Here is a 16,348-nt window from a genome sequence, read left to right as displayed (position 1 = left end):
CGCGGCGGTTCAGGGCCCGCGGCCCTCGCGGGGCCGGCCGGGGGTCGGATCGGCTCGACGTCCCGGGGTGGGGGGGACGGCGGGGCGGGTGATGCGTCATATGACCCCCGCCGCGAGCAGCAGTTGCCAGGCGGTTGTGGGCAGGAGCACCGGCCGTACCGGCGCGGGCGGTTCGCCTGGGGAACGGCCGGGGGCGGGAGCGGTTGCGGTTGCGGTTGCGGTTGCGGTTGCGGGAGTCGGTACGGGAGTGGCCGCGGGAACGTGCGCGGAAGCGGAAGCGGAGTCGTTGACGAGCTTGGCGGACTCCAGGGCGGACGCGCCGACCAGCACGATCTGGTCGTCGTCGCCGTGTGTTCGTCCGGCCGGTGAGCTTCAAGGAGGGGCAGCGGCCGCGGCGGATCAGCCGGATGCCCGGTGATAGCTTTCGTCCGCTCCAGATCATCTCCGCCTCGGCCCTCAACCCCGCGGCGAAATAGCCGGGTTGCCCGGCAGGGGAGAGGACGGGCGTGCGGGGACACGATCGGGCGGCCCGCTGATCAGCCAAAAACCCGTTCACCGGTTGCCGTCGGTTCGCGTCACTTTCCCGGCCCCTGTGTGCTGAATCCGTGCTCGGGCACAATCCAGACTGCGCCGTCCACGTTTCAGGAGTAGGTCAGCAGGCTCGCAGTGTCCAGGTCGAAGTCGAACGGCTCCGGGATCTTGATGATCTCACCGAAGTCCGCGTCTTCGCGACGGTGATATCTTCCACCGTCAGGGTGGCTGAAGAGAGTGACGGATTTCATTCTGGCATCCACCACCAGATACATCGGGATTCCCATCATCGGGTAATCCCTGACCTTCCCCACCCAGTCGTTCTCAGGGTTCGACGGCGAGACCAATTCAACGGCAATCACCGCGGCCTCCGCAGGGACCTGGTTGTCCGTGGTCTCCAGGACATCGGCCGGCAGATAGGTGAGGTCGGGGTTACGGCTCTTGCCCACCCCAGGAGAGACGAGGTCGGTGTTCTCGCTCGGCAGCAGGTCGCCTGGGCAGTACGCGTCGAACTGACGCCGCACCACCACGAGATTGCACTGATGAATTCCCGGGGGCCCGACCATCATGATAATGGTGTCGCCCGAGATCTCTGTCTTGAAGCCGTCCGGCAGATTCCTGCGGGCCTCGTCGAGGAGTGCGAAATGCTGCGGGTCCATGCTGCTGCGCTTTCCAGGGCGGGCCGACCGGACTCCAAGACAAGCGTGGACCTGCGGCCCAGGGGTCCCGCGCCGCTCCACGAACGCTATCTGCTCGGCGTATGTCAGCCCACCGAGTACGAGATGCTCCACTCCGCAAGGGACAGTTCTGAGGCGACAGGGATCAGCACCTGGCTGCACGCCTTCGACTACCACCACAGTACCGACGACGCCTTCACCCGCGCGCTCCAAGCAGCGCCACGTACTCAACGCGGGCTTCCACCGGGCCCTGCCCCTCCCCGCCCTCCTCGTCGCCGCCACCGCGGAATTGAGCCGGCTGACCGTCCCCCCTACGACGGCGACTTCGACATGATCACCTCCCTCACCGGCCAGCCCGCCGAATGGGTCGTCCCGCCCGGCAGCGCCGACCACTGACACCGGCGCGGGGACGCCGCACGCGCCGGCGACCGCGACACCGCCCAGCAATGGAGGGGCTGGGCTGACCCGCGCGCCGCTGCTCCGGCCGGATGTCCGCCGGCCGGAGCAGCGTTCTCCCCGGCTTATGACGCGCGCGCGCCGCACGGGATCAGGCGGTGCGGGGTGCCCGCAAAATCCGCACGCTGTGGGCGGGGAGGGTGACCGACGCGCTGGCCCCGACGACGGCCTCCTCAGTGCTGTCGGGCTCGGCGGTGTCCACGGCGGTGGCCCACTTCTCCGGGTAACCGGCACCGGGGACCCGGAAGTCCACCGGTTCGTAGTGCGCGTTGAGCAGCACGAGGAAGGAGTCGTCCGGCGCCGGGGCCCGCTGGGCGCGTTCGATGTCGCTGTCACCACCCAGGTAGACGGCCAGGGCGTGCGCGTCGCCGCGCTGCCAGTCCTCCGTATTCATGGGCTGGGCGTCCGGCCGCAGCCAGGCGATGTCGGCGCGCTCGGCGGGGATGCCGTCGTCGGCCCCCAGGAGGAAGCGGCGCCGCCGCAGCACGGGGTGGTCACCCCTGAGCTTGAGGAGTCGGGCGGTGAAGTCGCTCAGCCGCTGCTGGTCCTCGTCGAGATCCCAGTGCATCCAGGCCGTCTCGTTGTCCTGGCAGTAGACGTTGTTGTTGCCGCCCTGTGTGCGGCCGGTCTCGTCGCCGTGCGCGATCATGGGAACACCCTGGGAGATGAGCAGGGTGGTCAGGATGTTCCGCTGCTGACGTGACCGCAGCTCGCGGACCGACGCGTCGTCGGTCGGGCCCTCGGCGCCGCAGTTGAAGGAGCGGTTGTCGCTCTCGCCGTCCGCCCCGCCCTCGCCGTTGGCGTCGTTGTGCCGCTCGGCGTACGAGACGAGGTCGCGGAGCGTGAAGCCGTCGTGCGCGGTGACGAAGTTGATGCTCGCCCGCGGGCGGCGGCCGTCCTGCTGGTAGAGGTCCGGGGAGCCGGTGATACGGGCCGCGAGTTCGCCGAGCGTCCCCTCGTCACCGCGCCAGAAGGCGCGCACGGTGTCCCGGTACTTGCCGTTCCACTCGCTCCACAGCGCCGGGAAGTTGCCGACCTGGTATCCGTCCGGACCGACGTCCCACGGCTCGGCGATGAGCTTGACCCGGCCGATCACCGGGTCCTGCTGGACGATGTCGAGGAAGGCGGAAAGCCGGTCGACCTCGTGGAACTGGCGCAGCAGCGTGGCGGCGAGGTCGAAGCGGAAGCCGTCCACGTGCATCTCGGTGACCCAGTACCGCAGTGAGTCCATGATCATCTGAAGGACGTGCGGGTGCCGCATCAGCAGGCTGTTGCCGGTGCCGGTGGTGTCGAAGTGGTGGCGCGGGTCGTCCTCCACCAGGCGGTAGTACGCCTGGTTGTCGACACCCCGGAAGGACAGCGTCGGGCCCTGCTCGTTGCCTTCGGCCGTATGGTTGTAGACGACGTCGAGGATCACCTCGAGATCCGCCGCGTGCAGCGCCTTGACCATGGCCTTGAACTCGTCGACCTGCTGACCGCGGCTGCCGCCGGCCGCGTACGCGTTGTGCGGGGCGAAGAATCCGATGGTGTTGTAACCCCAGTAGTTCGACAGGCCCCGGTCGACGAGGAACCCGTCCTGGGTGAACTGGTGCACCGGCATGAGCTCCACCGTGGTGACCCCGAGCTCGACCAGGTGCGCGATCACGGCGGGGTGCGCCATGCCGGCGTAGGTGCCGCGCAGTTCCTCGGGGACCTCGGGGTGCAGCCGGGTCATCCCCTTGACGTGAGCCTCATAGATCACCGACTCGTGGTACGAGCGACGCGGCGGCCGGTCGTCCCCCCAGTCGAACGCCCGGGGGTCGGTGACGACGCCCAGCATGGCGTGGCCGAGCGAGTCACGCTCATCGGGCAGATCCGGCTCGTCCAGGCGGTGTCCGCACAGGGAGGGATCGCCGTCGATCTGGCCGTCGATCGCCTTGGCGTACGGGTCGAGCAGGATCTTGGCCGGATTGCAGCGCAGGCCGTTGGCGGGGTCGAAGGGCCCATGGACCCGGTAGCCGTAGCGCTGCCCAGGTCCCACACCGGGCAGATAGCCGTGCCAGACGGAGCCGTCCACCTCGGGGAGCTCGATCCGGCGCTCCGTTCCGTCACCGTCGATGAGACACAGCTCCACCTTCTCGGCGACTTCCGAGAAGAGGGCGAAGTTGGTACCGGCACCGTCGTACTCGGCACCCAGCGGGTAGGCGCGACCGCCCTGAAGATCCATGTCCATGGCCTGCCCTCAATGTCCCGTTTCACGCAGCGGGCGAGAAGGATCACATGAGGGGAGGGGCGCCCCCGGGATTCGGGGGCGCGTGGCTGGGGGCGGGGCGGGCCGGCGAGCGTCGGGCGGGGCGGGCGAGCCGCGGGCCGTGTGGGTGAGCTGCCGGGCCGCCGTGCGGGGCGGGGCCGGCAGGCCTCGGACGCTCAGCCCTGCCGTTCCCGCGGGAGCCGCTCCAGCAGGCCGCGCAGGTCGTCCGCGTGTTCCTCCTCCTGGGCCAGCAGCTCCTCGAACACACGGCGGGTGGTCGGGTCGCCGTCGCCGAGCCACTTGACGATCTCGGTGTACGAGGCGACGGCGACCCGTTCCGCCACCAGATCCTCCTCGACCATCTTCGCCAGGTCGGCGCTCGCGTCGTACTGCGCGTGTGAGCGAGAGGTCAGCGTGTCGGGATCGAAGTCGGGCTCCCCGCCGAGCTGCACGATCCGCCTGGCCAGTTTGTCGGCGTGCTGCTGCTCCTCCTGCGCGTGCTCCAGGAACTCCGCCGCCACCGGTTCGGCGTACATCCCCGTCGCGGTGTAGTAATGCCGCTTGTAGCGCAGCGTGCAGACGATCTCGGTGGCCAGGGCCTCGTTGAGGATCTGGAGCACCCTCTTCAGATCCGCGCCATAGGCATCGGTCACGGGCCCCTTGTCGATCTCGCTGCGGGCTCGCTCACGGATGGTCTCGATGTCGGTCAGGAACTCCGCCACAGGTCTTCCTCCTCTTGTCGCCCCGCACGCGCCCGCTGACGCGGAGGACGTGCCGGCAGATCGCGTCTCGCCCTCCTTGTGCCCCGATCCGCGCCCGGTACCTCTGCCTCGGCCGGCCAGGGCAGTCGCGCTACCGGTCACGCCGGGCCGGAGCGGGGTGGCGGGAGGCCGCACAGTCCGCAAGGTGGCGTTGACGCGGAACGGCTCACGACGCCGGGCCGGCCGAGATGTCGAGGCCGCGCCGAAGCCAGAGTCCTTCGAGGAGCAGCTACGCCCGCTTGAACAGCCAGGTGTTGCACCGGCCGGTTGAATTCGCCGACTACGTATCCGAGCAGTTCGCGAAGACGCTGGAGAAGCTGGGCCTCCGGCAATCCGTCGGGCGGATAGGAGCCTGGAGCCACCCCGTCAAAGCGTCCCCGTGACAGTTCTGTCCGCCCGGCCGGCGACAGCGTGCACCCCACGCTACCGACCGGGAGGAACGCGGTGAACACGGTGAACGCGGTGAACACGGACGAGCGGCACAGGTCCGGGCACGTCGTGATCGGCGTCGACACCCACAAGAACGTGCGCGTCGCCGCCGTGACGGACACGATCGGCGGCTCGACCCATATCGGCCAGGGGTCCATCACGTGGCAGGGACGCCTTTTAGAGAAAGCTCCGTCCTGACGGCGCTCAGGCGGCGAGGCCCACTCGGTGGGCGTAGAGCGCGGCCTGGGTGCGGTCAGTCGCACCGATCTTCGGATATATGCCGGTGAGGTGGTTCTTCACGGTCTTCTCGGATATCTCAAGCCTCCGGGCGATGAGCCGGTTGCTCAACCCCCGGGCCAGCAGGCGCAGTACACCGCGCTCGCGCGCGGTCAGCGTGGGGTCGGCGGGCGGTTCCGCATTGGCCGAGGCGGCGGGCGGCGCCCCCTTGCAGAGCTCGGTCAGGCCCACTCGGTGGGCGTAGAGCGCGGCCTGGGTGCGGTCAGTCGCACCGATCTTCGGATATATGCCGGTGAGGTGGTTCTTCACGGTCTTCTCGGATATCTCGAGCCTCCGGGCGATGAGCCGGTTGCTCAACCCCCGGGCTAACAGGCGCAGTACGCCTAACTCCCGGCAGGTGAGATTCGCGGTCGGCGCTTCTTCCATGGCATTGCCTCTCATGAAGGGCGCGAGAAAACGGACGCTCAGAAAACGCATCCGGAGATTTTCCGCACACAATGGGACCAGGCATCGGTCGGAAGTTGCGCGATTCCTCGAAGGTTTGCCCATCGGCCATTCCGGCCGCAGTCACCGTGTGCGCTCAAAAAACAAGTGCGGGCACGGATATTGAGGGGGCAACATGCAGTAACCTCTGCACGGGGTGCCTTGATAGACTAATCAACACCCTCATGGAGAATACGACACCGCTATAACTCCGTCAACTGGCGTGGCCGCACGTACCCCCAAGCATGCTTTCAGTTGTCAGCAACCAGGCGATAGAAGTGGGGGTATATGGGCATACAACCGATCATGTCGCTGACTAAACGGCTGAACCACCTTTTCAAGGTGGAGAGCGTCGGCGGTGACGACCGCCCCGGCGAGGTCCACGTCGTCGATCCGGCCGAGCAGGGGTGCGAACTCGGGTATCCCGTTTGTTTTCGCGCCGATCTCCCGCGAGGCCAGGGTGATGCCGTCGCCGTGGAGGACCGCGGACAGCACGAAGACCTGACGGCCGTCGGGACACTCCGCACCGCGCAGGCACTTGCCGTCCACCGCGATCGCCCGGTGCCTTGAACGCACCGGATCGGCCTCGCTCCAGACCCAGGCACTCCCGGCCGAGGGTCTCCAACGACAACCCCTACAACCCCTACAGCGAGGCCCAGTTCAAGCCACGAAGTACATGGCGGACTATCCCGGACGGTTCGACTCGCTGACCCGCGCCACACCGGGGCGGTACGGGTGGGTGCTGCCCAGCGCGATCGTCCGCCCCGGGTCGGCGGCGGGGACGACCAGCAGCGCGTCTGTCCCCGCCTTCCGCGACAGCACCGCGCACAGATGGTCCTCGGGGATCTCCGGACACGTGGACAGGAACCGGTAGTAGCGCGTGAGCGGCGTGCATCCGCGGTACATGAAGCGGAGGGATGTCCCGCCGGCCGGGGACACGCGCCGAACCCCGAACTCGTCCGAACGGTCAGCGGATGTGTTCCTCACCGCGCGGTCCCTCCTGTACGGAACGGAGCCGATGCATTACACCGCAGTCTCCTCCGGATCTCAGCAGAGTGGGCCTGGGACCTTGGTCCTATTGATCGGGAACGAGCGACCCTGACACGCTGTTGCGCCATGGACGCAGCGAAACCGAGAATTCTCTACAACCCACGTGATCCGAAGATGCGCAGCGACCCATACCCCTTCTATGCGCGACTGCGCGAGACCGAACCGGTCCATCTGACGCCATTTGGTTTCTGGGTCGTTTCCGGATACGACGAGGCCGCGCAGCTACTCCGTGACCCGCGGCTCACCAGCGAATTCCACCGGGACGCGAAGTGGGCGGAACATCGGGGTGGCTGGAACAGCCCCGTGGTGGACGACGCCCGGATGTGGATGCTCATGCTGGACGGCGGAGCCCACCGGCGCATCCGCGGGTTGGTGAATCCTGTGTTCAGCGGGCGTTCCATACAGGAGATGGCTCCTCGAGTTTCCAGGATTCTGGCGAAGGTCCTGGACGACATGGGCTCGGGGGAGGGCATCGACCTCATCGACGAGCTCGCGCTACCCCTGCCGGTGACAGTGATCTGCGGGGTCGTCGGCCTGCCGGTCGAGGACCGGGACCAGTGCCGACGGTGGACGGAAGCCATCGGGCACGTGGTCGACCCCGCGCTGGACGAGGCGACCCAACAGGTCATGAACAGCTCGGTGGTGGAGTTCCGCGCCTACATCGCCGAACATCTGGCCAAACGGCGCAGCGAGCCGCAGGACGACATCCTGTCCCGGCTGATGCTCGCGGAGGTGGACGGCGAGCGGCTCTCCGACGACGAGATCATCGCCAACGTGCTGCTGCTGTTCAACGCCGGCCACGAGACGACGGTCAATCTCATCGGCAACGGCATGCTGGCCCTTTTGCGCCACCCGGACCAGCTGCGGGCCCTGCGGGAGAATCCCGGACTGATCGAGGAGGGCGTCGACGAATTCGTGCGGTACGACGCCCCCGTACAACTCGTCGCGCGTATCACCACCGCAGACGTCGAGGTCGGCGGGAAAACGATCCCGGCCGGATCGAAACTCATGATCCTGCTCGGTGCCGCCAACCGGGATCCGCGCCGGTACGCACATCCGGACACCTTGGACATGACGCGCACCGCTATCAAGCCACTGGCCTTCGGCGGCGGTCCGCACTATTGCATCGGTGCGCTGCTCGGGAAGATCGAGGGCCGGCTCGTCTTCGACGAGTTGCTGCGGCGCTATCGGAACATCTCACTCACCACAGAGGAAGTCGTGTGGCGCCCCCACGTTAATTTCCGCGGACTGAGCGAGTTGCGGGTCGACCTGGTCCCCTGACCGCACGCCGATCGGCCCGCGCTTCGTCCCCGCGGCGGGACCCGCAGGAATGAAGCCCGCGAGAATGGCACGAAAGGACCCGATCCCTTGCGCAGCTCCCTGCTGTCCGGCAACACCCTCACGGAGAGTTTCCTCCACCACACTCAGGCCTCACCCGACGCCGTGGCCGTCTTCCCCGGCAGCGGGGAGCGCCTCTCGGGCGCCCAGCTCGCCGAGTCCTCGCTGCGATGCGCGGTCGGCCTGATGGACCACGGGGTCGGCCCCGGCGCTGTCGTCGGCCTCCTCGTCCCCACGGACGCACGCTTCCTCACCCTGTTCTTCGGGGTGCAGCGCACCGGAGCCGCATGCAGCGTCCTGCCTCTGCCTGCGGGATTCGCCGACGAGCAGGGCACCGCCCGCCGGCTGGCCCGCGTGCTGCGCATCGCCGGCATCCGCCACCTCGTCCTCGGGGCCGCGTTCGAGAATCTGGGGACCCTGCTCACCGAGCAGCTACCTGGCCTCGTCCTCATCGATCCCGCGGTTTCCGCCATCGGCGGCGCGAGCCGGCTACCCGCCGTCGACCCGGACGCCCTGTCGGTCGTGCAGTTCACTTCCGGCAGCACCAGCGCACCCAAGGGCGTGATGCTCACGCAGAGCACCATGGCCGCGGGGCTGCGGGCCTGTGTGGTCTCCGGGGAGTTCAGTCCGGACGACGTCTTCATGCAATGGGTTCCCACCTTCCACGACATGGGCCTGGTCGGACTCTGCTCGCATCTGCTCAACGGTGCCGATGTGCATGTGTTCACACCGACCGCGTTCCTTCGCCGCCCCGCACAGATTCTGAAGTACTTCGCCGAGCAGCGGGGCACGGTGATCACCGGACCCAACTTCTCGTACGACCAGTTCGTCGATGCCGCGCCGCCGGAGCTGGTCAAGGAGCTCGACCTGTCCGCCTGGCGGCTCGCGTTCAACGGGGCGGAGCCGGTGAGCGCCGAGACGGCCGAGCGCTTCACCACCCACTTCGCACCCGCCGGCCTGCGCGACAGCGTCATGTACCCCGTGTACGGCATGGCCGAGGCCACGCTCGGCATCACGTTCCCCCGGCCGGGCAGCCCGGTAAGGATCCTCTCCCTCGACCGGAACGAACTGGCCGCCACCGGGCGGGTGGTGCCGGTGGAGCGCGGCATCCGCGGAGCCAAGGACGCGGTGGCGCTCGGCGGCCCGGTGCACGGCATCGACATGCGCCTGGTGGCCGACGACGGCCGGGAGTGCGGGCCGGGCGAACTGGGCGAGGTGCAGATCGCCGGACCGGCCGTGACCACTGGCTACTACAACAATCCCGAGGCCACCGCGGCCGCATTCGACGGACGCTGGTTCCGCACCGGCGACGTCGGATTCCGCCACGAGGAGGACCTGTTCGTCACCGGTCGCACCAAGGACATGGTGATCGTCCGGGGCCAGAACTACTTCCCCGACGATGTGGAGGCCGTCGCCCGGGAGGTGCCCGGCATCTACCGCAAACGCTGCGTCGCCTTCTCCGACGTGACGGAGGACGGCCGTGAGGTGGTCCGGGTGGTGGTCGAGGCCGACCCGAAGCAGGCCGGGGCCGATCTGCGGGCCGAGATCACCGCCAGGGTCGTACAGGAGATGGACTTCACCGAGGTCCGTGTGCATCTGGTCAAGCCGCGCTGGATCACCCGTACCACCAGCGGCAAGTGGCAGCGCTCCCGCACCCGGGAGCGCCTGGCGGAACTGGCCGACATCACTGCCGCCGACGCGCGGCCCGGCGACCGAACCGAACCGGAGGACACCCCGTGACCACCCCGAGCAAGCTGAAGACCGCCCGCGACCCGGACGCGGAGGAACTGCACAGCTACGACGTCTTCCCGGCCTACCAGAACGCCTCGTGGGAGATGAACGACATCCCGTGGGACGAGTTCCGCCCCGACCTGGTGCGGCCCGAGTACATCGCCTTCGCCATCGGCGCGGTCATGGGCGAGTCCAACTCGATCGCCGCGCAGCACGGCTTCTTCAACGAGTTCGTCGACGACTACGATTTCTCGGCCTTCGTCTGCCTGTGGGGCTACCAGGAGCTCCAGCACCACCTGGCGTTCAAGAAGTGGCTGCGACTGGCCGGCACCGATGTCGACTACGAGCAGATCAACGCGATGCGCGCGCCGTATCCGCCGGGCATCACGCCGTCGGCGACCCTCGCCACCAACATCATCTCCGAGATCGCCACCAACCACATGTACAAGTGCGTGAGCCGGGCCACCGAGGAACCCGTCATCGCCACGATCATGAAGAGGGCGAGCGGCGACGAGGCCCGTCATGCACGGGAGTTCATCCACTACACAGCCCGCCGGCTGGTCAGCCACCCCGAGGAGCTCGCCTCGGTCCTGGAGACCTTCTACGTCTACATGGCCGACCCCAAGGGCCGCTACAACCACCCGGTGAGCAAGTTCAAGGGCAACCTCCCCGAACTCGACGGCCATGTCACCATCGACGAGGTCTTCCGCCACTTCGGCGAGGTCGACGACGGCACCGAGTGGGACCGCATCCACCGGCAGCTGTTCAACACGCTCGCCGAACTCACCGGCCGTCCGGTGGAAAAGCTCCGTGACATCCGGCGCATCCTCGCCGAACTGCCCCGGGCCGAGGACGGAGCACGATGACCGAAGAGGTCACCCCTGTCGAGCTGCCCTGGCTCGACGAGCCGCGCTTCCAGTGCTTCGGCTGCTCGCCGCGCAACAAGATCGGCCTGGCCCTGAAGATGTTCCGCCTCGCCGACGGCCGGCTCGCCACCGACATCACCTTCTCCGACGAATACGCCTCCTACCCGGGAGTCGTCCACGGAGGCATCGTCAGTGTCCTCGTGGACGAACTGATGGGCGATCTGATCGCTCTCGACCGTGGCCTGCTGGCCTTCTCCGTCACCCTGCGCACCAAGTTCCTTCGCCCGATGCGGACCGGCACCCACTACCGGGCCGTCGCGCGGATCATCCGGGAGGGCAACGGCGTGGTGCACGCGGAGGCCGACGTCCTCGGCCCCGACGGCAGTCCGCATGTCATGGCCAACTCCGCCTACCAGCCCATCAGTTCGGTGCAGGCCGAAGACCATATGGGCCTGGTCGGCGCCGACCGCGACCGTCTCGCACACTTCTTCGACCACGCGATTGGATGACCATGTCCCAGCAGATCGGTCCGCAGGCCTCCTCCCTCCAGGAGTCCGCCGTCCTCCACGAGGTCCTGGCTCAGACAGCCAAGGAACTCGGTCTCGGTATCGATGAGATCGCCGAGGACTCCGTCCTCAAGCAGCTGCCCGGCGCGGACTCCGTGCGGCTGCTGCGCGTCGTCGCGCAGATAGAGCGCGTCTACGACGTCGAGTTCGAGGACGAGGACATCTTCGACGTCGGCACCCCGCGGCAGCTCGCCGGCCTCGTCCTCGCCCAGGCCCGCACGGAGGGCTGACGATGACCACCCATGCACGGGCGGACGCCCGCCCCGAGCCGCACGCCGGGCGCGAAGGCGACCTGGCTCTCCCCCCCGAGGATGCGAGGCGGGCCACCAACGAGCACTACGAGCTGCCCCCCGAGGTCTTCAGGGCCTTCCTCGACGAGCGGGTCAAGTACAGCTCCGGCCTGTACCGCACCCCGGATGCCACCCTGGAAGAGGCGCAGACGGCCAAGCTCCACTTCGTTGCCGAACGCCTCGGTCTGGGCGGCGGCGAGCTCCTCCTCGACATCGGCTGCGGCTGGGGCAGCCTCACCCTGTTCATGGCCGCGGAGTACGGCTGCGAGGTGACCGGGGTCACCCCCTCGGCGCCGCAGGCCGAGTACATCCGGGAGCGGGCCCTCCAGCTCAAGGTGGCCAACCTGGTCGACATCCGGGTCGGCTCCTACAGCGACCTGGAGATCGACGGACGCTACGACGCGGCCACGATGCTCGGCTCGATCATCCACATGCCGGACCGGGTGGCCGTGCTGCGCAAGGTGTACGGCTCGCTGCGCCGCCAGGGCCGGCTCTACCTCTCCGAGAGCTGCTTCCGCAGCACCGAGGTCTACCGGGAGTTCGCCGCCCGGCCAGGCACCCGGCACGTCACCGAGACCATCTTCGGCTTCGCCGACATGGTGCCCTTCTCCCATCTCATCGAGGCGACCGAGTCGGCCGGCTTCAGCCTGGAGGCGCTCGACGACCTCACCGCCCACTACCACCGCACCATCGAGGAGTGGGAGCGCCGCGCGGAGGCCAACCGCGACCGGATCGAGGCCGCCGCTCCTGGCATGGCCGAACCGCTCGTACGGTATCTGCGCACCGCCAACGCGGGCTGGGGCTACACCTCCAAGCACTACGCCCTCACCGCGGCCAAGTCCCGGCTCGGACCCAAGGCGGGGGCATGACCAAGACCGCCGCACTCGACGACCTGCTGCCCGCCCTGGAGATGCACGAGCTCGTCGACCAGGCGGTGACCCGCGCCGGCGAGCGGTCCTGGACCATCGCCGAGTTGGACTGGGACTCCCTGCGCCCCGAACGGCTCAGTGAGACCGACCGTTCCGCGGTGCGGTTCATCACCTTCGTCGAGGACCACATCCCCGGCTACCTCTCCCACTTCCTGGAGGCCTTCCCGGTCGCCGACGCCGAACAGGAGCTGGAGCGCTTCGGATTCAACCGGGAGTACTTCCGCTTCCTGGTCGCGTGGGCCGGCGACGAGGAGCGACACGCGTCGGCCCTCGGCCGCTACCAGGTCGAGACCGGCATGGCGACCCGGGAGGAACTGCTCAGGAGCCTCGCGGAGGAGGGGCGCAAGAAGTTCGCGCTGCCCTACGAGCACCCCGTCCAGTCCTTCGCGTACACCCTGATCCAGGAGAAGGCGACGCAGCTCTTCTACCAGCGCTTCCGCGAGACGGTCAGCGAACCCTTCCTCAAGGACCTGCTCGGCCGGCTCGCCCGTGACGAGGCCCGACACTTCGCCTTCTACAGCAATCTCGTCGGCGCCTACGTGGCCCGGGACGGCGCCGCCGCCGTCCCCGGCCTCAAGGACGTCATCGCCACCTTCCGGATGCCGCTCGCCGACACCATGAAGGGGTACTGGCGCTGGTCCCTGAAGGTGGCCGACGCCACCTCCTACGACCACACCGAGTCGTACGACGCGGTGGTACGGCTGGTACGCGGCTTCGTGGACACCCCTGGCGAGCCGACGGTCGACGACCTGGGCGCCTTCGTCCAGGCCATCCGGCGCGTGCGGTGAGCCCGGGCGGTGCCCGGGTCCTGGTGGTCAGCTGCGCGTGGGCCGGACGGCACGCACCTGAGGAACTGCTCGGGGAACGCGAACGCGCCCACGCCGAAGGCCTGACCGGGAACCGGCGCGCCGAGTGGGTCCGCACCCGGCTTACCGCCAAGACCGCGGTCCACTGGGCCACCGGGGACCGCGGCATCGAGATCCTGCCCGACCCCGACGGTGGCCCCCGTGTCTGGGACACGCCGTCCGGGGCGGCCGTCTCGCTCGCCCACACCGGGGAGTTCGCCGTCTGCGCGGTTACCCGCGCGGGCCCCGCCCACCCGCTCGGCGTGGACGTCGAACCCGTCGACGCCCGTAACGACATCCTGCTGCCGAGGCTGCTGGGTCCGGACGAATCACCCTGCGCCGTACCGGGGACGCTGCCGGAGGCGCTACCGCCGGGCTTCGTCGCCACCGTCCTCGCGGCCTGCAAGGAGGCGGCGCTCAAGGCGTATCGGCGGCCCTCGCCCGCACTGGGCGACTACCGGCTGCGCCGGGGGCCCGACGGCCGGCTGAGGGTGCGGGCCCCCGGTACCCCGCAGGGCGAGCTGAGCGTGTGGTGGTCCTGCCGCGCGGGCCGGGTGACCGCCGTCTGCGGCACAGGGCGGCTGCCGCCCGTACGCCGCACCGTCTCCGCCGAGAGCGTCCTCGCGGCCTTACGGGGCGACTCCCGGCTGTCCAGCGGGACGCGCCGGGGCGCCTGACGGGAGCGAGGGAAAGCTAGTGGCGGATCACACCCGAGCTGTCGCCGCGCAGCACCGTCTCCCCGTCCTGATTGAGGATCTCGATGTCGAACTCCACCCTCGTGCCGGAACGGACCTCGTTCAGGGTCCGCACGGTCACCTCCGCGGTGATGGTGTCCCCTGTCCAGACCGGCCGGAGAAACTCCCACCCCATGCGACGAGCGATGAAGTTCAGCCGGCCGCCGATCTTCGTGGCGAGCGAGGCGGTGAGCAGTCCATGGGCCATGGCCCGGCCCTGATCGGGCAGATGGTGCCGTCCGCGGTCCCCCGCGAGATCGGCGAAGGCGGTGATGTCCTCGGCGGTGATCAGACGATGCTCGCGCAGCACCTGGCCGACCGCGAGGTCGGGCGGCGCGGTCTCCTCCTCGGCCGAGCTGCTCATCAGCGGGTCTCCACTGGGTCGTTGGAGGCCGTGACGGGGGCGGCGGGAGATTTGGTCCGTACCAGACAGCTGCTCTTGCCCACGGCGCAGAGCTTGCCGTCCGAGTCCACGACGCGACAGGTCGCCAGGCCGCGGTTACGCCCGAGATGCACGACCTCGGCGTCGACCGTGATCAGACCGGACGCCTCGCGCACCGGACGCAGGAAGTCCACGTTCAGGTCGAGGGTGACGATGTCCTTGTCCTCGGGGATCGCGGAGAGGATCGAGCATCCGAGTGCGGAGTCGACGAGCGTCGACAGAATCCCCCCGGCGAGCAGGCCGAGGTGGTTCGTGAAGAAGTTCTTCACCGGCATCGTGAACTGCACCCTGCCGGGGTCGGCTTTGACCACTTCGATCCCGAGGACTTGCGCGACGGGCGGCGCGACGACATCACCGGAGATCAGCCCTCGCAGATACGACAGGCCCGTCGCTTCGGCCTGGGTGGCGAAAAGCGGCCCCTGGTCCCGCCATTCGATTGTCGCGGTGTGGGTGCTGCCCGCAGATACCTCTGACATTTCGCTCCTCCGGGTGGGTGCCGGGTATGAGGGCGCCAGTCTGACAGCGTCGACGTTCAGCCGCAACACACCTTCAGAAAGTGCGAGTTGACGATCCGTCGATTCACTGGGCCAAAGTTCCCTACAGCCTCTCCTTGACAGTACGGGATTGTCGGCCGTTAGATAAAACATCATCCGGGTGCACTGATCCGCGATTGGATTGATGACGTCGATGACCGCTGAAATTCGATCCTTACCCAGTCGGTTCGCCCGCATCCTTGGGGTGGGTTCATATCGCCCGGGGCGCGTGGTCGGCAACGAAGAAATATGCCGCCTCATCGATTCCGACACCAAATGGATAGAGGCACGGTCGGGAATCGTGACCCGCCATTTCGCCGATGCCGACGAGACCATTCCCGTCATGGCGGCGAGGGCTGCGGAGAAGGCCCTGAGCTCGGCCGGTCTCACACCCTCGGACGTCTCCTGTGTGGTCCTGTCCACGATGTCCTACCTGCATCAGGCGCCGCCCGCTGCGGCGGCCTGCGCCGCCGAGCTGGGGGCACGCGGAGCTGCCGCCTTCGACCTGGGCGCGGCCTGCGCCGGGTTCTCCCACGGCCTGGCGGTGGCCGGCAGCCTGGTGGCGGACCGTCAGGCGGAGCGCGTCCTGGTGATCGGGGCAGAGCGGATGAGCGACATCGTCGACCCCCGGGACCGTTCGACGGCGTTCATCTTCGGCGACGGGGCGGGTGCGGCCGTGGTCGGTCCCGCGGATGAGCCGGGCATCGGGCGCGCGGTCTGGGGGGCCGACACGGAACATCTGCGGGCCATCGAGCAGAGCCGGTCCTTCGCGGAGCTCCGACACGACCCCACGGCGCGCTGGCCGTTCCTCGAAATGGCCGGCCAGGAAGTCTTCCGCTGGGCCATCGGCGCGGTCGCCGAGGTGTGCGGCCGGGCCCTGCTCGCGGCCGGCGTGACGATGGACGACATCGACGCGTTCGTGCCGCACCAGGCGAACATGCGCATCATCGACGCGGCGGTGAAATCGATGGGCCTGCCGCCCTCGGTCGAAGTGGCACGGACGGTCCGGGAGGACGGGAACGTGTCGGCGGCCTCGATCCCGCTCGCCCTCGACACCCTGATCGCCTCCGGCCGGATCAGGCCCGGGGCGCTCGTGCTCACGGCCGGCTTCGGCTCGGGCCTCAGTTACTCGGCGCAGGTGGTCGTCGCCCCCTGACGCCGGACGCCCGCGCGGGCACAAGTACGGGTCGGCTCCCCGCTCTTGACGGGGAGCCGACCCG

At 68.6% G+C, this 16,348-nt stretch carries 19 protein-coding genes and 1 pseudogene; 12 read left to right on the top strand and 8 right to left on the bottom strand.

What is annotated here, in order from left to right; translation table 11 throughout:
- Positions 1–641: 641 nt before the first annotated feature.
- Positions 642–1,190 (bottom strand): Uma2 family endonuclease, encoded by a 549-nt coding sequence (locus tag OG519_RS19910; protein ID WP_405585630.1) that lies wholly within the window; start codon positions 1,188–1,190, stop codon positions 642–644.
- Between the two features lie 45 nt (positions 1,191–1,235).
- Here OG519_RS19910 and OG519_RS19905 point away from each other — a divergent pair, with 45 nt between their 5' ends.
- The gene (locus OG519_RS19905) at positions 1,236–1,604 is read left to right on the top strand and encodes a VapC toxin family PIN domain ribonuclease (protein WP_405585628.1); all 369 of its coding nucleotides are present in this window, start codon (positions 1,236–1,238) and stop codon (positions 1,602–1,604) included.
- A gap of 151 nt (positions 1,605–1,755) precedes the next feature.
- On the opposite strand, the gene glgX is transcribed toward OG519_RS19905, so the two are convergent.
- Complete coding sequence (gene glgX / locus OG519_RS19900; protein WP_405592852.1) at positions 1,756–3,870, bottom strand: glycogen debranching protein GlgX; 2,115 nt, start codon at positions 3,868–3,870, stop codon at positions 1,756–1,758.
- A gap of 200 nt (positions 3,871–4,070) precedes the next feature.
- Complete coding sequence (locus OG519_RS19895; protein WP_405585625.1) at positions 4,071–4,616, bottom strand: bacterioferritin; 546 nt, start codon at positions 4,614–4,616, stop codon at positions 4,071–4,073.
- A 278-nt stretch (positions 4,617–4,894) separates the two neighbouring features.
- Here OG519_RS19895 and OG519_RS19890 point away from each other — a divergent pair, with 278 nt between their 5' ends.
- Complete coding sequence (locus OG519_RS19890; RefSeq protein WP_405585622.1) at positions 4,895–5,038, top strand: hypothetical protein; 144 nt, start codon at positions 4,895–4,897, stop codon at positions 5,036–5,038.
- A gap of 61 nt (positions 5,039–5,099) precedes the next feature.
- Positions 5,100–5,282, top strand: a complete 183-nt coding sequence (locus OG519_RS19885; protein WP_405585619.1) for a hypothetical protein — start codon at positions 5,100–5,102, stop codon at positions 5,280–5,282.
- A 6-nt stretch (positions 5,283–5,288) separates the two neighbouring features.
- Here the strand turns inward: OG519_RS19885 and OG519_RS19880 are convergent, their stop codons facing one another.
- The 3 genes and pseudogenes from OG519_RS19880 to OG519_RS19870 form a co-directional block, all read right to left on the bottom strand.
- Positions 5,289–5,798: a response regulator transcription factor gene (locus tag OG519_RS19880; RefSeq protein WP_405585617.1), complete on the bottom strand. Its 510-nt coding sequence runs from the start codon at positions 5,796–5,798 to the stop codon at positions 5,289–5,291.
- A 339-nt stretch (positions 5,799–6,137) separates the two neighbouring features.
- A pseudogene (locus OG519_RS19875) lies at positions 6,138–6,395 on the bottom strand (ISAs1 family transposase); the annotation flags it as partial.
- Between the two features lie 93 nt (positions 6,396–6,488).
- Positions 6,489–6,791: a hypothetical protein gene (locus tag OG519_RS19870; RefSeq protein WP_405585615.1), complete on the bottom strand. Its 303-nt coding sequence runs from the start codon at positions 6,789–6,791 to the stop codon at positions 6,489–6,491.
- A 129-nt stretch (positions 6,792–6,920) separates the two neighbouring features.
- On the opposite strand from OG519_RS19870, the gene OG519_RS19865 reads away from it, so the two are divergent.
- From OG519_RS19865 to OG519_RS19830, 8 genes are all read left to right on the top strand, one after another.
- The gene (locus tag OG519_RS19865; RefSeq protein WP_405585612.1) at positions 6,921–8,135 is read left to right on the top strand and encodes a cytochrome P450; all 1,215 of its coding nucleotides are present in this window, start codon (positions 6,921–6,923) and stop codon (positions 8,133–8,135) included.
- An 87-nt stretch (positions 8,136–8,222) separates the two neighbouring features.
- Positions 8,223–9,932 (top strand): AMP-binding protein, encoded by a 1,710-nt coding sequence (locus OG519_RS19860; RefSeq protein WP_405585609.1) that lies wholly within the window; start codon positions 8,223–8,225, stop codon positions 9,930–9,932.
- The gene (locus OG519_RS19855) at positions 9,929–10,789 is read left to right on the top strand and encodes a ferritin-like domain-containing protein (protein WP_405585607.1); all 861 of its coding nucleotides are present in this window, start codon (positions 9,929–9,931) and stop codon (positions 10,787–10,789) included. Before OG519_RS19860 ends, OG519_RS19855 begins: the two co-directional genes overlap by 4 nt.
- The gene (locus OG519_RS19850; protein ID WP_405585604.1) at positions 10,786–11,298 is read left to right on the top strand and encodes a PaaI family thioesterase; all 513 of its coding nucleotides are present in this window, start codon (positions 10,786–10,788) and stop codon (positions 11,296–11,298) included. Before OG519_RS19855 ends, OG519_RS19850 begins: the two co-directional genes overlap by 4 nt.
- On the top strand, positions 11,295–11,585 hold the full coding sequence (locus OG519_RS19845; RefSeq protein ID WP_405585601.1) for an acyl carrier protein: 291 nt from the start codon (positions 11,295–11,297) through the stop codon (positions 11,583–11,585). The genes OG519_RS19850 and OG519_RS19845 overlap by 4 nt, the downstream gene beginning before the upstream one ends.
- Before the next feature lie 2 nt (positions 11,586–11,587).
- Complete coding sequence (locus tag OG519_RS19840; protein ID WP_405585598.1) at positions 11,588–12,514, top strand: SAM-dependent methyltransferase; 927 nt, start codon at positions 11,588–11,590, stop codon at positions 12,512–12,514.
- A complete protein-coding gene (locus OG519_RS19835) occupies positions 12,511–13,362 on the top strand; it encodes an acyl-ACP desaturase (RefSeq protein WP_405585595.1) in 852 nt (283 codons plus the stop codon). Before OG519_RS19840 ends, OG519_RS19835 begins: the two co-directional genes overlap by 4 nt.
- 23 nt (positions 13,363–13,385) lie before the next feature.
- Complete coding sequence (locus OG519_RS19830; protein WP_405585592.1) at positions 13,386–14,096, top strand: 4'-phosphopantetheinyl transferase family protein; 711 nt, start codon at positions 13,386–13,388, stop codon at positions 14,094–14,096.
- Between the two features lie 16 nt (positions 14,097–14,112).
- On the opposite strand, the gene OG519_RS19825 is transcribed toward OG519_RS19830, so the two are convergent.
- Together OG519_RS19825 and OG519_RS19820 are read right to left on the bottom strand one after the other, a co-directional pair.
- A complete protein-coding gene (locus tag OG519_RS19825) occupies positions 14,113–14,517 on the bottom strand; it encodes a hypothetical protein (RefSeq protein WP_405585589.1) in 405 nt (134 codons plus the stop codon).
- Positions 14,517–15,071, bottom strand: coding sequence for a PaaI family thioesterase (locus OG519_RS19820; RefSeq protein ID WP_405585586.1), 555 nt, complete (start codon positions 15,069–15,071; stop codon positions 14,517–14,519). The genes OG519_RS19825 and OG519_RS19820 overlap by 1 nt, the downstream gene beginning before the upstream one ends.
- A 211-nt stretch (positions 15,072–15,282) precedes the next feature.
- Here OG519_RS19820 and OG519_RS19815 point away from each other — a divergent pair, with 211 nt between their 5' ends.
- Positions 15,283–16,284, top strand: a complete 1,002-nt coding sequence (locus OG519_RS19815; RefSeq protein ID WP_405592850.1) for a beta-ketoacyl-ACP synthase III — start codon at positions 15,283–15,285, stop codon at positions 16,282–16,284.
- Positions 16,285–16,348 lie beyond the last annotated feature (64 nt).

The organism is Streptomyces sp. NBC_01190 (assembly GCF_045039895.1).
Lineage (GTDB): Bacteria > Actinomycetota > Actinomycetes > Streptomycetales > Streptomycetaceae > Actinacidiphila.
Note: the sequence above shows the minus strand (reverse complement) of the source record. Positions and strands in the feature narration are given on the sequence as shown.

What these genes read in the sequence shown, in the direction of transcription:
- OG519_RS19820 (WP_405585586.1), bottom strand. Translation starts at nt 15,071, where the DNA reads ATGTCAGAGGTATCTGCGGGCAGCACCCACACCGCGACAATCGAATGG.
- OG519_RS19910 (WP_405585630.1), bottom strand. Translation starts at nt 1,190, where the DNA reads ATGGACCCGCAGCATTTCGCACTCCTCGACGAGGCCCGCAGGAATCTG.
- OG519_RS19880 (WP_405585617.1), bottom strand. Translation starts at nt 5,798, where the DNA reads ATGCGTTTTCTGAGCGTCCGTTTTCTCGCGCCCTTCATGAGAGGCAAT.
- OG519_RS19865 (WP_405585612.1), top strand. Translation starts at nt 6,921, where the DNA reads ATGGACGCAGCGAAACCGAGAATTCTCTACAACCCACGTGATCCGAAG.
- OG519_RS19840 (WP_405585598.1), top strand. Translation starts at nt 11,588, where the DNA reads ATGACCACCCATGCACGGGCGGACGCCCGCCCCGAGCCGCACGCCGGG.
- OG519_RS19850 (WP_405585604.1), top strand. Translation starts at nt 10,786, where the DNA reads ATGACCGAAGAGGTCACCCCTGTCGAGCTGCCCTGGCTCGACGAGCCG.
- OG519_RS19835 (WP_405585595.1), top strand. Translation starts at nt 12,511, where the DNA reads ATGACCAAGACCGCCGCACTCGACGACCTGCTGCCCGCCCTGGAGATG.
- OG519_RS19815 (WP_405592850.1), top strand. Translation starts at nt 15,283, where the DNA reads ATGACCGCTGAAATTCGATCCTTACCCAGTCGGTTCGCCCGCATCCTT.
- OG519_RS19845 (WP_405585601.1), top strand. Translation starts at nt 11,295, where the DNA reads ATGACCATGTCCCAGCAGATCGGTCCGCAGGCCTCCTCCCTCCAGGAG.
- glgX (WP_405592852.1), bottom strand. Translation starts at nt 3,870, where the DNA reads ATGGATCTTCAGGGCGGTCGCGCCTACCCGCTGGGTGCCGAGTACGAC.
- OG519_RS19825 (WP_405585589.1), bottom strand. Translation starts at nt 14,517, where the DNA reads ATGAGCAGCTCGGCCGAGGAGGAGACCGCGCCGCCCGACCTCGCGGTC.